16 protein-coding genes are annotated in these 13,373 nt (G+C 66.2%); 12 read left to right on the top strand and 4 right to left on the bottom strand.

The window, feature by feature from the left end; genetic code table 11:
• Window positions 1-11: 11 nt before the first annotated feature.
• The 8 genes from AABQ55_RS25160 to AABQ55_RS25125 all read left to right on the top strand — a co-directional run bounded on the left by AABQ55_RS25160 (window position 12) and on the right by AABQ55_RS25125 (window position 6,824).
• The gene (locus AABQ55_RS25160) at window positions 12-794 is read left to right on the top strand and encodes an ABC transporter substrate-binding protein (protein ID WP_443021190.1); all 783 of its coding nucleotides are present in this window, start codon (window positions 12-14) and stop codon (window positions 792-794) included.
• Window positions 795-868: 74 nt separating this feature from the next.
• On the top strand, window positions 869-1,519 hold the full coding sequence (locus AABQ55_RS25155) for an amino acid ABC transporter permease (RefSeq protein WP_272808085.1): 651 nt from the start codon (window positions 869-871) through the stop codon (window positions 1,517-1,519).
• A gap of 2 nt (window positions 1,520-1,521) precedes the next feature.
• A complete protein-coding gene (locus AABQ55_RS25150) occupies window positions 1,522-2,181 on the top strand; it encodes an amino acid ABC transporter permease (RefSeq protein WP_272808086.1) in 660 nt (219 codons plus the stop codon).
• A gap of 14 nt (window positions 2,182-2,195) precedes the next feature.
• The gene (locus AABQ55_RS25145; protein WP_445190518.1) at window positions 2,196-2,942 is read left to right on the top strand and encodes an amino acid ABC transporter ATP-binding protein; all 747 of its coding nucleotides are present in this window, start codon (window positions 2,196-2,198) and stop codon (window positions 2,940-2,942) included.
• Between the two features lie 46 nt (window positions 2,943-2,988).
• On the top strand, window positions 2,989-4,359 hold the full coding sequence (locus tag AABQ55_RS25140) for an aminotransferase family protein (protein ID WP_272808088.1): 1,371 nt from the start codon (window positions 2,989-2,991) through the stop codon (window positions 4,357-4,359).
• Window positions 4,360-4,368: 9 nt separating this feature from the next.
• Window positions 4,369-5,298 carry a 3-keto-5-aminohexanoate cleavage protein gene (locus AABQ55_RS25135; RefSeq protein WP_272808089.1) on the top strand — a complete coding sequence of 310 codons (930 nt, stop codon included), beginning with the start codon at window positions 4,369-4,371 and terminating at the stop codon, window positions 5,296-5,298.
• A gap of 9 nt (window positions 5,299-5,307) precedes the next feature.
• Window positions 5,308-5,799, top strand: a complete 492-nt coding sequence (locus tag AABQ55_RS25130; protein WP_272808090.1) for a GNAT family N-acetyltransferase — start codon at window positions 5,308-5,310, stop codon at window positions 5,797-5,799.
• Window positions 5,796-6,824: a histone deacetylase family protein gene (locus AABQ55_RS25125; protein WP_272808091.1), complete on the top strand. Its 1,029-nt coding sequence runs from the start codon at window positions 5,796-5,798 to the stop codon at window positions 6,822-6,824. The genes AABQ55_RS25130 and AABQ55_RS25125 overlap by 4 nt, the downstream gene beginning before the upstream one ends.
• A gap of 98 nt (window positions 6,825-6,922) precedes the next feature.
• Here the strand turns inward: AABQ55_RS25125 and AABQ55_RS25120 are convergent, their stop codons facing one another.
• Window positions 6,923-7,879, bottom strand: a complete 957-nt coding sequence (locus AABQ55_RS25120; RefSeq protein WP_272808092.1) for a LysR family transcriptional regulator — start codon at window positions 7,877-7,879, stop codon at window positions 6,923-6,925.
• Between the two features lie 89 nt (window positions 7,880-7,968).
• On the opposite strand from AABQ55_RS25120, the gene AABQ55_RS25115 reads away from it, so the two are divergent.
• A complete protein-coding gene (locus AABQ55_RS25115) occupies window positions 7,969-8,406 on the top strand; it encodes an acyl-CoA thioesterase (protein ID WP_272808093.1) in 438 nt (145 codons plus the stop codon).
• A gap of 19 nt (window positions 8,407-8,425) precedes the next feature.
• Here AABQ55_RS25115 and AABQ55_RS25110 read toward each other — a convergent pair whose 3' ends face one another.
• Window positions 8,426-9,400 carry a threonine ammonia-lyase gene (locus AABQ55_RS25110; protein WP_272808094.1) on the bottom strand — a complete coding sequence of 325 codons (975 nt, stop codon included), beginning with the start codon at window positions 9,398-9,400 and terminating at the stop codon, window positions 8,426-8,428.
• Window positions 9,401-9,908: 508 nt separating this feature from the next.
• On the opposite strand from AABQ55_RS25110, the gene AABQ55_RS25105 reads away from it, so the two are divergent.
• Window positions 9,909-10,445, top strand: a complete 537-nt coding sequence (locus tag AABQ55_RS25105; protein WP_272808095.1) for an NUDIX hydrolase — start codon at window positions 9,909-9,911, stop codon at window positions 10,443-10,445.
• 211 nt (window positions 10,446-10,656) lie between these two features.
• On the top strand, window positions 10,657-10,863 hold the full coding sequence (locus AABQ55_RS25100) for a hypothetical protein (RefSeq protein WP_244766108.1): 207 nt from the start codon (window positions 10,657-10,659) through the stop codon (window positions 10,861-10,863).
• 188 nt (window positions 10,864-11,051) lie between these two features.
• On the opposite strand, the gene AABQ55_RS25095 is transcribed toward AABQ55_RS25100, so the two are convergent.
• Both AABQ55_RS25095 and AABQ55_RS25090 read right to left on the bottom strand, forming a co-directional pair.
• Window positions 11,052-11,219 (bottom strand): hypothetical protein, encoded by a 168-nt coding sequence (locus AABQ55_RS25095; RefSeq protein WP_272808096.1) that lies wholly within the window; start codon window positions 11,217-11,219, stop codon window positions 11,052-11,054.
• A 108-nt stretch (window positions 11,220-11,327) separates the two neighbouring features.
• On the bottom strand, window positions 11,328-12,014 hold the full coding sequence (locus AABQ55_RS25090; protein WP_244766110.1) for a GntR family transcriptional regulator: 687 nt from the start codon (window positions 12,012-12,014) through the stop codon (window positions 11,328-11,330).
• 257 nt (window positions 12,015-12,271) lie between these two features.
• Between AABQ55_RS25090 and AABQ55_RS25085 the strand changes: the two genes are divergently transcribed.
• Window positions 12,272-13,372 (top strand): ABC transporter ATP-binding protein, encoded by a 1,101-nt coding sequence (locus tag AABQ55_RS25085; RefSeq protein ID WP_443021182.1) that lies wholly within the window; start codon window positions 12,272-12,274, stop codon window positions 13,370-13,372.
• Window position 13,373: the final 1 nt, after the last annotated feature.

The raw sequence follows: 13,373 nt of genomic DNA, 5'->3' as shown, positions 1-13,373 counted from the left end.
GAACAATCATGTTGAAGACCATCCTGTCCTATGCCGTGGCCACGGGCCTTGCCTTTTCCGTTCTCGGGACGCCGCTTGCCGCGAGCGCCGACGATCTCGAGACCATCAAGGCCGCGGGCGAATTCAAGTTCGCCAACAGCGGCGCCTATCCGCCCTTCAGCTTCGTCGACGACAGCAACCAGACAGTCGGCTTCGACGTCGATATCGGCAACGAGATCGCCAAGCGCCTTGGCGTGAAGGGCGCCGGCGTCAGTACCGCCTGGGACGGCATCATCGCCGGCCTGCTTGCCGGCAAGTACGATTCCGTCATCGGCAGCATGACCATCACCCCGGAGCGCGAAAAGGCCGTCGATTTCGTCGGTCCCTATTACAAGTCGGGCCGCGGCGTCTTCGTCACCGAGGGGTCCGAGATCAGGTCGATCGACGACCTCAAGGACAAGACCATCGGCGTGACGCTCGGCGAGACCCACGAGAAATGGGCGCGCGAGCGCGGCGGCTGGGAGATCCGCACCTACAAGGGCCTGCCGGAACTCTTCCTCGAATTGAAGGCCGGCCGCATCCAGGCGATGATCGTCGATGCCGTGCCGGTGTCAATCGCCGTCAAGGAGACGGGCGAGAAGGTCGCCAAGCTCGACGTGCCGGAATTCGCCGGGACCGAGGACAAGATCGGCATCGCCATCCGCAAGGGCAATCCGGAGCTGAAGGCCGCCATGCAGAAGGCGCTCGACGACATGATGGCCGACGGCACCTACGAGGCCATCGCCATGAAGTGGGTCGGCGCGGACATCCGCTGATCTCTCCCCGCCCATGAAAGGGCCGGCCCGGCAGGAGACTGCCGGCCGGCTGACCGATCGTCGAGGATCCGGCAATGGATATCGCACTCATCGGCCGCATTTTCCCAGTCTTCGTCCAGGCGGCCTGGACGACCGTCGAGCTCTCACTGCTGTCGCTTACCCTCGGCCTTGCCGTGGCGGCGCTTGTCGCTATGCTCCGCCTCTCGCATGTCGCGGCCCTGCGCTTTGCCGGCGCGGCCTATGTCAGCGTCTTTCGCGGCACGCCGGCGCTCATCCAGATCTTCCTGCTCTATTTCGGCGGACCGCAGGTCGGCATCCAGCTCGACCCCTTCGCCGCGGGCGCCATCGCGCTCGGCCTCAACATCGCGGCCTATATGGCCGAGTCGATCCGCGGCGGCGTGCTCTCGGTCGATCGCGGGCAGATGGAGGCGGCGCGCTCGCTCGGTTTCGGCGAGGGCCAGTCCATGCGCTGGATCGTGCTGCCGCAGGCCGCCAAGCTGATGATCCGCCCGCTCGGCGTCAATGCCGTGGCGCTGGTCAAGGGCACGGCGCTCGTCGCCACCATCTCGGTGGTGGAGCTCACCTATACGGCGCAGCGCTTCATCGGCTCCACCTACAAGCCGTTCGAGATCTTCGCGGTGACGGCGGTGCTCTACATGATCATGGTCTACGGCCTGACGCTCCTCGTCGACCGTCTCGACCGCGCCTATGCCGGGGAGGCGTGAAGATGCAGGGTCTCGATTTCAGCATCGTCCCCGAATACTGGCCGCTGATCGGCAAGGGCCTGTGGTGGACCGTCGTCATCTCCACCGCCTCCGCCGTGCTCAGCGTTCTCGCCGGCATCGGCTTTGCCCTTCTCGTGCTCTATGCTTCGCCGGTCGTGCGCTATCCGGTGCGCCTCTTCATGTGGCTCTTCATGGGCACGCCGCTGCTCCTGCAGCTCTTCCTCATCTATTTCGGCCTCGTGCAGATCGGCATCGACATTCCGGCCATCTGGTCGGGCATCGTCGCCCTCAGCCTGCATTTCGCCGTCTACAATGCCGACATCTTTCGCGCCGGTATCGCCTCGCTCGACAGGGGGCAGACGGAGGCGGCGCGCTCGCTCGGCTTCGGCGCCTGGCGGACGCGGATCTACATCGTCGTGCCGCAGGCAGTGCGCAATACGGTGCCCGCCGTCGGCAACATGATGATCGCGCTCCTGAAGCAATCCTCCATCGTCTCGATGATCGGCATCGCCGAACTGGTGCACAGCGCCCAGCTCGTCATCAGCGAGACCTACCGGCCCTTCGAATTCTACCTGACGGCCGCCGCCCTCTATTATGGTCTCAATCTCATCCTCGAAGCGGTCCTCAGGGGGATCGAACGGAAAGTGGAGCTTTCGCGATGAACGATACCCGTCCGATGATCGAGGTGCGCGGCGCCAGAAAGTTCTTCGGGCCGCTGGAGGTGCTGAAGGGCATCGATTTCAGCGTGGCGCGCGGCCAGATCGTCGCGGTCATCGGCCCGAGCGGTTCGGGCAAGAGCACGCTGCTGCGCTCGATCAACCATCTCGAAACGCTCGACGGCGGCGAGGTATGGCTCGATGGCGTGCAGGTAAATCAAAAGCTTGACCGCCGTTTCTTCGAGCGGCACATCAACGGCGTGCGCCAGCAGATGGGCATGGTGTTCCAGCACTTCAACCTCTTCCCGCACCTGAGCGTCGCGGAAAACATCACCATCGCCCCGATCAAGCTGAAGGGCATGGCGAAGGCCGAGGCGCGGGCGCTCGCCCTGAAGATGCTCGACAAGGTGGGCCTTGCCGACAAGATCGACGCCTTCCCGGCGCGCCTTTCGGGCGGGCAGAAGCAGCGCGTTGCGATCGCGCGGGCGCTCGCCATGCAGCCGAAGGTCATGCTCTTCGACGAGGCGACCTCGGCGCTTGACCCGGAGCTGGTGGACGAGGTCAACCTCGTCATGAAGCAGCTTGCGAGCGAGCACATGACCATGGTCATCGTCACGCACGAGATGCGTTTTGCCGCCGAAGTCGCCGACCGGGTGATCTTCATGGCAGACGGCGCCGTGGTGGAGGAGGGCAGCCCGGCCGAGCTCTTCCGCAATCCGAAGCAGGAGCGCACCCGCAGCTTCCTGAAGAAATTCCTCAACGGCTAGGATTTCCCGGCCGCTGAAAACCGCATCCTCCTGTCATGGATCGATCATGAGCCAGCACCTGACCGCGACGGGCGAACGCCCGGCATCCCACCTCTTCTACCAGTCCCGCATGCGTCGGCCGCTCGCCGACCGGGCAGAGGGCATCTACATCTGGGACGAACATGGCCGGAAGGTCATCGACGGGTCCAGCGGGGCGATGGTCGTCAATATCGGCCATTCCAACCGCAACGTGCTCGACGCCATGAAGCGCCAGATGGACAAGGCGACCTTCGCCTACCGCCTGCATTTCGAGAACCAGCCGGCGGAAGACCTGGCACGCCGCCTTTCCGGCTACATGCCGGAGGGCCTCGACCGGGTGTTCTTCGTTTCCGGCGGCTCGGAGGCGGTGGAATCCTGCCTGAAGCTCGCCCGGCAATGGGCGCTCGCCACCGACCAGCCGGAGCGCTGGAAGGTGATCTCGCGCTTCCCCTCCTATCACGGCTCGACCCTCGGCGCGCTCGCCGTCACCGGTTATGACGCGCTGAAGAAACCCTTCCTGCCGATGCTGCGCGACATGCCGCACATCAAGGCACCCACCGCCTATCTCGACCGCGACAACTTCTCGATGGAGGAGCGCGGCATCCGCTATGCCGACATGCTGGAGGAGAAGATCCTGGAGGAGGGGGCGGAAAGCGTGCTCGCCTTCATCATGGAGCCGATCGGCGGCGCTTCCACCGGTGCGCTCGTCGCGCCCGACAGCTACTATCCGCGCATCCGCGAGATCTGTGACAAGTACGGCATCCTGCTGGTCCACGACGAGGTGATGAGCGGGGCCGGCCGCACCGGCCGCTATCTCGGCGGCGACCATTGGAATTGCCGGCCCGATATCGTCGCCCTCTCCAAGGGCCTCGGCGCCGGCTATTGCCCGCTCGGCGCGATGATCGCCCATTCGCGGCTGGTGAAGCCGGTGCTCGACCGCGGCGGCTTCGCCCATGGCTACACCTATGCCGGCAACCCGCTTGCCTGCGCCGCCGGCCTTGCCGTGCTCGAAGAGATCGAGCGGCAGGATCTGCTCGGCAACGCCACCCGCATCGGCGCGCTTCTGAAGGCCGAACTGGAGGGCCTTGCCGAACGCTACCCGTTCATCGGCGACGTGCGCGGCAAGGGCCTGCTGCTCGCGGCCGAATTCGTCTCCGACCGCAAGACCATGACGCCGTTGCCCAAGGCATTGGAGGCGCACCAGCGCGTCGTCGACATCGCCTATGAGCGCGGCCTCATCATCTATTCGCGCCGCACGCGCGGCGGCGTCGAGGGCGACCATTTCCTCGTCTGCCCGCCGATGATCACCACCGAGGCTCAGGTCGGCGAGATCGTGACGATCCTCGATGCGACGCTGGCGCAGCTTGCCGGCGAGCTTTCGCTGCCGGTCGGCAGATAGGAGCCGGCCATGAAATCGAACAAGGTTATCATCACCTGCGCGGTGACGGGCTCGGTGCACACGCCCTCCATGTCGCCCCATCTGCCCTACAAGCCCGAGGACATCGCGTCCGAGGCGATCGCGGCGGCGGAGGCGGGCGCCTCTATCCTGCACCTGCACGCCCGCGACCCGGAAGACGGTCGCCCGACGGCCGACCCGAAGGTTTTCATGCGCTTCCTGCCGGTCATCAAGCAGGCGAGCGATGCGGTGATCAACATCACCACCGGCGGCTCCTCCGTCATGACGCTGGAGGACCGGCTGGCGGCGGCGCTCGCCGCCGAGCCGGAAATGTGCTCGCTCAACATGGGCTCGATGAATTTCGGCCTCTACCCGATGCTCGACCGGCCGCGGGCATGGAAACATGCCTGGGAGCCCGAGCTCCTGGAGGCGACGCGCGGCACGATCTTCCGCAACACCTTCGCCGATATCGAGACGGTCCTCAAACGCCTCGGCGAAGGCTGCGGCACGCGTTTCGAGTTCGAATGCTACGATGTCGGGCATCTCTACACGCTCGCCCATTTCCGCGACCGCGGGCTCGTTCCCGGCACGCCCTTCATGCAGTTCGTCTTCGGCGTGCTCGGCGGCATCGGCGCGGATCCGGAAAACCTCGTCCATATGAAGCGCATCGCCGACAAGCTGTTCGGCGAGGATTACCGCTTCTCGGTGCTTGCCGCCGGGCGCAGGCAGATGCCGATGATCACCATGGCGGCGACCATGGGCGGCAGCGTGCGCGTCGGCCTGGAGGACAGCCTTTTCGACGGCCGCGCGCTTGCGGCCTCGAATGCCGATCAGGTACGACGCATCCGTGCGATCCTCGAGGGCCTTTCGCTGGAGGTCGCGACGCCGGACGAGGCGCGCGCCATGCTCGGCCTCAAGGGCGGCGATCGCGTCGCATTCTGAGGAGGGGACATGCAGGACGACATCACGATCCGGCCGGCCGTCGCGGATGACGCGGAGACCATCCACGCGGCCCTGAAGACGATGGCCGTGGACATGGGCGCCGAGGCGAAGTTCGTCTCCACCGTCGAGGACGTGCGCCGCCACGGCTTTGGCGAAACGCCGGCCTTCGAGGTGCTGATCGCCGAGGCGGGGGCGGCGTTTGCCGGCCTGTGCCTGAGCTTTCCGAGCTTTTCCACCTGGATGGGCGAGCCCGGCCTCTATGTTCAGGACCTCTTCGTCGCCGATGCCTTTCGCGGACGGCGGATCGCCGAGCGGCTTTTGCGCGCCACCGCGCGGCGCGGCTGGGCGCGCGGCGCCCATTACATGCGCCTGTCGGTCGATGTGGACAATCTCCGCGCGCAGGGCCTCTACGATCGCCTCGGGATCCGCCATTCCCGCAGCGAGCAGATCCACATGATCAAGGGCGCGGATTTCGACGCATTCGCCGAGGGAGAGCCATGAAGACCTTTTTTGCCGAAGAACAGAAACGCCACGATCCGAGCTTCTTCCTCTCCAGCGGCGCGCCGCAACCGAACCCGGAGCAGCCGGAACGCGTCGAGCGCCTGCTGGCCGGCGCGCGGGCGGCGGGCATGGCGATCGTGCGGCCGAAGGACCACGGCCTCGCGCCGGTCTCCGCCGTGCACACGCCGGAATACATCGATTTCCTGGGCCGCATCCACGAGCGCTGGCAGCGCATCGAGGGCGCCTCGGCCGAGGTCATCCCCAACATCCACCCGATCGCCCGCACCGGCAGTTACCCCGCCTCGGCGGTCGGACAGGCCGGCTATCACATGGCCGATACGTCCTGCCCGATCTCCGAGCATACCTTCGAGAGCGCGCGCTGGAGCGCCTCCACCGCCGTTTCCGCCGCCGAGGCCGTCATGGCCGGCGAGAGGTGGTCCTATGCCCTCTGCCGCCCGCCGGGCCACCACGCCTTCCGGGATGTCGCCGGCGGCTTCTGCTTCTTCAACAATTCCGGCATCGCCGCCCAGCACCTGCTGCGGCAGGCAAAACGCGTCGCCATCCTCGATGTCGACCTGCACCACGGCAACGGCACGCAGGGCATGTTCTACGAGCGCGCCGACGTGCTGACGGTCTCGATCCATGCCGATCCGGTGCGCTTCTACCCCTTCTTCTGGGGCCATGCCGACGAGCGGGGGGAGGGGCTTGGCCTCGGCTACAATCTCAACCTGCCGCTGCCGCGCAGATCCGGCGACGACGTCTATCTGGAGGCGCTGGCCGCCGCCATCCGCCGGGTCGAGGCCTTCTCGCCCGACGCGCTCGTCGTGGCGCTCGGCCTGGATGCCTTCGAAAAGGATCCGTTCGGTGGCCTCTCGGTCTCGACGCCGGGTTTTGCGCGCATCGCGGAAGTGATCGGGGCGCTGCGCCTGCCGACGGTCATCGTGCAGGAGGGCGGTTATCTCTGCGACGCGCTTGGCGACAACCTGACGGCCTTCCTTGCCGGTTTCGGTGCGAGAAACGGCTAGGGCAATTCCAGCAGAAGTGCGAAGCGGTTTTGCGTCCGGAATTGCGTGAAAACAAACAGATAGAGCGTTTTCTCGATTCGGGGAAAAGCGGAAATGCTCTATGCGGGATAGGTCCTTTGCGCGAAGGGTATCGTGGCGATCGCCTGGCGCAGTTCGGCAAGCAGGATCGTCTCGGCGCGGCTGCGGCGGGCCGTGCCGTCATAGACGAGGTGCACGTCGATGACCGGCGGATCCTCATAGGGCGGCAGGCGCCAGAGGCGGCCGGCGCGCACGTCCTCCACCACCACATGGATCGGCAGCGGCCCGAAGCCGAAGCCGGCGATGATCAGCCGCTTGACCTCCTCCAGATGCGAGGAAGTGCCGACGGTCTGGCCCTCGAACCCCTCCTGCTGGCGCAGCAGCGCGACGGGCCAGAGCGCGCCGGACATCTGGTCCGTCTTGAAGGAGACGTAGGGCTCCTGGCGCAGCGCCTGCAGCGGCAGGTCCGCCACGCCGAACAGCGGATGCCGCGCGCCGCAGAAATAGCCGAAACTCTCCCGGTAGAGCACGTCGTATTCGAGCTTCGGATGCCGCTCCTGCATCAGGCAGACGCCGAAACCGGCATCGCGGTTGAGTACGGCGGCCATCACCTCCTGGCTGGAGGCGACGGAGAGCGACAGCGTGACCTGCGGAAAGGTCGTATGGAAGCCGGCCAGCACCTCGTCGAGGAACGGGCAGACGACATGGCTTGCCAGCGCGATCTCGATATGGCCGGTAAGGTCGCCGGGCTGCTCCTCCATCTGCTGCGGCAGCCCGGAAACGATCTCGAACAGCGCGATGCATTCGCTGAACAGCCGCTGCCCGGCCGGTGTGACGGCGAAATGCGAGGCGTTCCGCTCGACGAGCCGGCAGCCCATATGGGTCTCCAGCCGCTTCAGCGCATTGCTGACGGTCGGCTGTTTCAGGGAGAGCTTTTCGCCCGCCGCCGTCAGTCCGCGCTCCTGCACGATGACCATGAAGGTCCTGAGCAGGTTCCAGTCGATTTCCCAGACGAAACGCCGTCTTTGCCGCGCCATGTGCATTTCCCGGAGTTATGCTTCGGGCGGCAACTATTGCATGGGCCTATCGGGCGTCAAAGGGTTCAACCGGACAAAGGAGATCCGCCATGCCGCTTCTGACCTATCAGGGCGTCGTCTATCCCGCGCAGTGCGATGCGATGGGGCATATGAACGTGCAATATTACATCGCGGCCTTCGACCAGGCGTTCTGGCATCTCATCGCCGCGGCCGGCTATTCGGCGACGTGGATTGCCGAGCGGCAGGAGGGCTGGGCGGACCGCCGCTACGAGATCGACTTCCGCCGGGAGCTGCCGGTCGGCAGCCTGTTCGAGGTCCGCAGCGCCGTCGTGAAGGTCGGGCGCACCTCGCTCACCACCCGCCACCGGCTGACGAACAAGGCGGACGACCAGCTTTATGCCGAGCTTGTCGCCGTCTCGGTCTATTTCGACCTCGCGCGACGGGAGGCCCGCCCCCTGCCGGAGGTGCTTCTGAGCGGGGTTCGCCCCCTTGCCGAGACGGATAGGGATGGCCCTGACGGCGTATAGCTGAAGGACGGCCGCGCCCTCAGCCGAAGCGCCGGAGCGCCGCGGCGAACAGGTCCGTATCGACATTGCCGCCGGAGGTCACGGCAATCACGGCATCGCCTTCGATCGCGGCGCCGTGGAACAGCGCCGCCGCAAGGGCGACGGCTCCGCCGGGTTCCACGACGATCTTCAGCCGCTTGAAGGCGAGCGCCATGGCGCGCAGCACCTCCTCCTCCGTCACGGCGATGCCGGACCCGGCCAGGCGCTGCAGAATGGGAAAGGTGATCCTGCCCGGTTCCGGCGTGACGATCGCGTCGCAGATCGAGCCCGTCATCGTGGCGTTCCGCACGATCTTTCCGGCCGCCAGCGAGCGCGTGGTGTCGTCGAAACCTTCCGGCTCGCAGGGGCGCACGGTGAAGCCCGGCGCGGTGGCCTCGAGGGCAAGGGCGATGCCCGAACTGAGCCCGCCGCCGCCGCAGGGCACCAGCACCTCGGCTGTCGTTATGCCTTCCTCTTCCGTCTGCTCCGCGATTTCGAGGCCGGTCGTGCCCTGGCCGGCGATGACCAGCGGCTCGTCGAAGGGCCGGATCAGCGTCAGGCCGCGCTCTTCGGACAGCCGCGCGCCGATGGCGTCCCGGTCTTCCGTGCCGCGGTCGTAGAGAACGACCTCGGCCCCGAAGGCGCGGGTGTTCTCGATTTTCAGCTTCGGCGCGTCGGAGGGCATGATGATGACGGACGGAACGCCGTGCCGCGTGGCGGCGAGGGCAACGCCCTGGGCATGATTCCCCGACGAGAAGGCGATCACGCCGCGCTTGCGCACCTCCGGCACCAGCCCCGAAAGGGCGGACCAGCCGCCACGGAACTTGAAGGAGCCGGTGTGCTGCAGGCATTCCGCCTTCACGAGGACGCGCCGCCCCGCCATCTCCTCCAGGAAGGGCGAGGACAAGAGCGGCGTCCGCCGGGCATGGCCCTGCAGGCGGGATCTGGCGGCGACGATCATTTCGATGGATGTCATGGAGCGGGCTTTCGGCTGATGCGGTACCCGTTTCATAGAATGCCGCCGCACGCTTGAGAATGTCCGTTCTTGTCATGGTGACAGGAGCGTCCGCGCCTCGAACGGCACCATGCAGCAGAAGGACGCACCCTCTTGAAATTGCCGCATTGAACGGCCAATTGCAGGTCATGTGCATGGAAACGTCCGTCAGAATTTCGAGGCTTCGCGATCAAGCGCGCTCCCTGACCCGGAGCCGGCTGTCTTGACCCTGTAACGCCGCCGCAGATCCCGCCGCTCCGGGAACCCACACGATCCAACAGTGCGGTTCATATCGTCTCGCCCTTGCGGCGTTCCGATGGAGCATATCCATGTCCTTGCCTCACGCCCCCAGAATCTGCCTCACCTGCGACCGGCATCTCCCGCGCGCGGCCAGCCGCTGCCCCTGGTGCAGGGCGCCCGTTCTCGTGCGTGCCGCCTCCGGCGTCCGCCGCACGGCAGCGTTCTTGCGGCCCGGCGGGGGGAGGGGATGATGAGCGGCGCAACGTGTACCAGCGCCCCTGCCGCGCAGGCCGGCGGTCCCGACGAATTGCAGCAGGTCGGGGTGCTTCCCTGGCGTCTTCGACGCGACGGCGAGCCGAAGATATTGCTCATCACCTCGCGCAGGCGAGGGCGATGGATCGTGCCCAAGGGATGGCCGATGCGGGGGCGTTCGGCGGTCGCTGCGGCGTCCCGGGAGGCCTTCGAGGAGGCCGGCGTCATCGGCGATATCTCGCCTTCGCCCGTGACCTTCTACCGCTACATGAAGGCGCTGGACGACGGCTCGGAAGTTCCCTGCCACGTCACGGTGTTCGGCATGAAGGTGCGCGGCACGCTGAGCCATTGGCGCGAGAAGGGGCAAAGGCAGCGCCGCTGGTTCTCCCTCGCCGCGGCGGCCGACCGGCTCGGCGACGCGGAGCTTGCCGCCTTCGTGAGGACGCTCGATGGCGCGCCGGAGGCGCTGCGACCGTTCGGCTCGTTTGGCGGGCGGAAAGATTCGCCCGGCGAACCGCGGGCCGGTAGACGGTGAGGTAGCGCGATGGTTTCGCCACGCCCGGCCCGCCGCGTTGCGCGACGTCCTTTCCGCAGGACCGCCGCCGACTGCTGACGGCCTGGCGCTGCTGACTGCGAATGCAAGAGCGGCGCCAGGATGTCGCCTCCCGACCCAAGATGAAAACCTGTCGAGCAAGGCCGGCCGCATCCCTGCGCCGCCGCCTGCTCCTATTCGGAAAGAGCCAGACATGCGCTTTCGATACAGCCATACATTCCCCATCAGTGGCCCGAACAAGCTGCCCCGTTTCAAGCAATGGGCGGCCGAGAACCTGCCGGGCATCGCCTTCTCCCTGCCGCCGCAGGTTCCGGTGAAGAGCACGGCCCTGACGGTGCGCCTGCAATCCATCGAGGATCGCAACGCGCTGACGGAAAAGCTGGTCGGCGCCAGCTTCTAGCGGCATGAGAGGCGGCGAACGATGGCCTTGGCGGCATCGTTCGCCGCCTCTCTTCCTCAAGCGTCCGGTCATGTTGCCGCGGAGGCCAAGGATGTGCACCGATGGTTCCATAATTCAGCTTATGCGACTTCCATATGCTGCCGGGCGGGATCGAGAATGGCGCGGCCGAGTGGAAAAAAGCGGAAATGCTAGACGGACTGCGGGGCGATGAACTGGTAGTAGGCCCAGACGAGCGCGACTGCGACGAGGACGGCGATCCAGATCAGGCCCTTCTTCGGTGGCGGCGCCTTCGGCTTGTTCTTGTCGTCCTGCTGCGGCTTCCGGCGTTCGAATTTCAGAACATTGTTCTCGTTCATGGCATCCTCCGGTGCGCAGGCGTGGCGGTCGCCGAGAGCTTTACCGGCGATTTGCCCCTTTCGGCAAGCGCCCCCGAGGAAGATCATGGATGGGGTCGTCCGGCGGGGTCACACCGCCCTTCCCCCGACGCCCATCTGCTCGAAATGCTTGTGGCCGAGATGGCCCGTGCCGTCGCGGATGTCCGCGGCGATCGCGGCCTTGAGCGCCTCGGGGTTGCGCGCGACGATGGCGGCGAGCGCCTCGGCGTGGCGGTCGATCTGGTAGGTGGTCGACAGGGTCTCGCCCGCCCGGCGCATGAAGGGGGCAAGGCGCAGCCAGAGGGATTCGATCAGCGGCAGCATCACCGTGCCGGGCCGTGCCTCGTAGAGGCAGCGGTGGAAGTCGAAATTCGCCTCTACGAGGCGGCCGAAATCGCGCCGCGCCAGCGCCTCGTCGGCCTGCTGGTCGAAGGCGCGGAGGCGGGCGAGCCGCGCCTCGTCGATGAAGGGCATGGCGCGTTCGGCGGCCCGGGTTTCGAGCGCGATCCGCGCCTCCAGCACCTCCTCGAAGCGCTGCGGATCGAGATCCGGCACGCGGACGCGGCGATTGTCGAGCAGTTCCAGCGCCCCGTCGGCGACCAGCCTGTGCAGCGCCTCGCGCACCGGCATGGCGCTGACGCCGAGGGTTTCGGCCAGCCCGTTGATCGTCACCGGATCGCCCGGCTCGAACTGGCCCGTCATCACGGCCCGCCGCAGCACGCGGTAGACCCATTGCTTGGCGGATTCGGACGCTTCGCGACCGGCTGCAACCAGCATGCTGAAACCCTCCCGTCTGTCGACCCGGTCTATGCCGGCTTATCGTCTCCGGGCTGAATTTTGCGGCCCTTGCACGCAGGGCGGATAAAGTCGCAAAGCTCAAAATGGCCCTTTACAGATTTGATCAAATTATGATTTGTTGTGATCATAAGCAAGTCAAGCCTATCACATAAGAGCCGTGATCAGCGGCCGGACAGAGGACAGCCGGCGCTCTGGGCGGAGGAAGCTCGGGACGCCGGACGATAAACGGGGAACCGATGACTGAGACCCGAACGACCGCGGCCCATGGCGGCGCCATCGGCATGCATGGCATCAAGAAATGGTTCGGCAATTTCCAGGCCGTCGACGACGTGACGCTGGATATCCGGTCGAACGAGTTCTTCACCCTTCTCGGCCCGTCCGGCTGCGGCAAGACCACGCTCCTGCGCATGATCGCCGGCTTCGAGCTGCCGACCGAAGGACAGGTCCTGCTCGACGGGGTGGACATTTCCAGCCTTCTGCCGAACCAGCGGCCGGTCAACACGGTCTTCCAGAATTACGCTCTCTTCCCGCACCTGACGGTGGCCGAGAACATCGGCTTCGGCCTCAAGATGCTCGGCAAGCCCCGGTCGGAAATCGACAGCGTCGTCAATGACATGCTGAAGCTTGTTCATCTGGAAGGACGCGGCGGCAACCCGGTCACGCAGCTTTCCGGCGGCCAGCAGCAGCGCGTGGCGCTCGCCAGGGCACTGGCGCCGCGGCCGAAGGTACTCCTGCTCGACGAGCCGCTTTCCGCGCTCGACCTGAAATTGCGCAAGTCCATGCAGATGGAGTTGAAGCGCCTCCAGACCGAAACCGGCATCACCTTCGTCTTCGTCACGCACGACCAGGAGGAAGCGCTCACCATGTCCGACCGCATCGCCGTCATGTCGACGGGCACGGTGCGCCAGGTGGGCTCGCCCTGGGACATCTACGACCGCCCGGCCGAGCGTTTCGTGGCCGACTTCATCGGCGAGACGAATTTTCTGGAAGCCGAGGTCGTCGCGGTTTCCGGCGACCGGGCGCGCGTGCGGCTCTCCTCCGGCACGGAGATCCCGGCGACCTTCCCGGCGGACGTGACGCCGGGCGGCAAGGTGACGGTCGTCATCCGTCCCGAACATGCCCAGGTCGGAGCCCCCTCGCCCGCCTCGGTGCTGCGCGGCATCATCCGCGAGATCGTCTATCTCGGCACGGACACGCATTTCCACATCCGCCTCGAGGACGGCACGACCTTCACCGTGCGCCAGCAGAATGCCCGCAGCGGGTCCTGTGGCTTTTCCAAGGACGAAGCGGTCGGCATCAACCTCAGCGACGACGTCGCCCAGATCCTGAGGGACTGAC

The sequence above is a fragment of the Shinella sp. WSD5-1 genome (genome assembly GCF_963942435.1).
Lineage (GTDB): Bacteria > Pseudomonadota > Alphaproteobacteria > Rhizobiales > Rhizobiaceae > Shinella > Shinella yambaruensis.
The sequence above is the reverse complement of the archived record's forward strand: the minus strand, read 5'-3'. Positions and strand labels throughout refer to the sequence as shown.

Excerpts from the sequence above, each read along its gene's own strand:
- AABQ55_RS25095 (WP_272808096.1), bottom strand. The coding sequence starts at position 11,219 with ATGAACGAGAACAATGTTCTGAAATTCGAACGCCGGAAGCCGCAGCAG.
- AABQ55_RS25140 (WP_272808088.1), top strand. The coding sequence starts at position 2,989 with ATGAGCCAGCACCTGACCGCGACGGGCGAACGCCCGGCATCCCACCTC.
- AABQ55_RS25135 (WP_272808089.1), top strand. The coding sequence starts at position 4,369 with ATGAAATCGAACAAGGTTATCATCACCTGCGCGGTGACGGGCTCGGTG.
- AABQ55_RS25105 (WP_272808095.1), top strand. The coding sequence starts at position 9,909 with ATGAGCGGCGCAACGTGTACCAGCGCCCCTGCCGCGCAGGCCGGCGGT.
- AABQ55_RS25120 (WP_272808092.1), bottom strand. The coding sequence starts at position 7,879 with ATGGCGCGGCAAAGACGGCGTTTCGTCTGGGAAATCGACTGGAACCTG.
- AABQ55_RS25115 (WP_272808093.1), top strand. The coding sequence starts at position 7,969 with ATGCCGCTTCTGACCTATCAGGGCGTCGTCTATCCCGCGCAGTGCGAT.
- AABQ55_RS25085 (WP_443021182.1), top strand. The coding sequence starts at position 12,272 with ATGACTGAGACCCGAACGACCGCGGCCCATGGCGGCGCCATCGGCATG.
- AABQ55_RS25100 (WP_244766108.1), top strand. The coding sequence starts at position 10,657 with ATGCGCTTTCGATACAGCCATACATTCCCCATCAGTGGCCCGAACAAG.
- AABQ55_RS25110 (WP_272808094.1), bottom strand. The coding sequence starts at position 9,400 with ATGACATCCATCGAAATGATCGTCGCCGCCAGATCCCGCCTGCAGGGC.
- AABQ55_RS25150 (WP_272808086.1), top strand. The coding sequence starts at position 1,522 with ATGCAGGGTCTCGATTTCAGCATCGTCCCCGAATACTGGCCGCTGATC.
- AABQ55_RS25155 (WP_272808085.1), top strand. The coding sequence starts at position 869 with ATGGATATCGCACTCATCGGCCGCATTTTCCCAGTCTTCGTCCAGGCG.
- AABQ55_RS25130 (WP_272808090.1), top strand. The coding sequence starts at position 5,308 with ATGCAGGACGACATCACGATCCGGCCGGCCGTCGCGGATGACGCGGAG.
- AABQ55_RS25145 (WP_445190518.1), top strand. The coding sequence starts at position 2,196 with ATGATCGAGGTGCGCGGCGCCAGAAAGTTCTTCGGGCCGCTGGAGGTG.
- AABQ55_RS25090 (WP_244766110.1), bottom strand. The coding sequence starts at position 12,014 with ATGCTGGTTGCAGCCGGTCGCGAAGCGTCCGAATCCGCCAAGCAATGG.
- AABQ55_RS25125 (WP_272808091.1), top strand. The coding sequence starts at position 5,796 with ATGAAGACCTTTTTTGCCGAAGAACAGAAACGCCACGATCCGAGCTTC.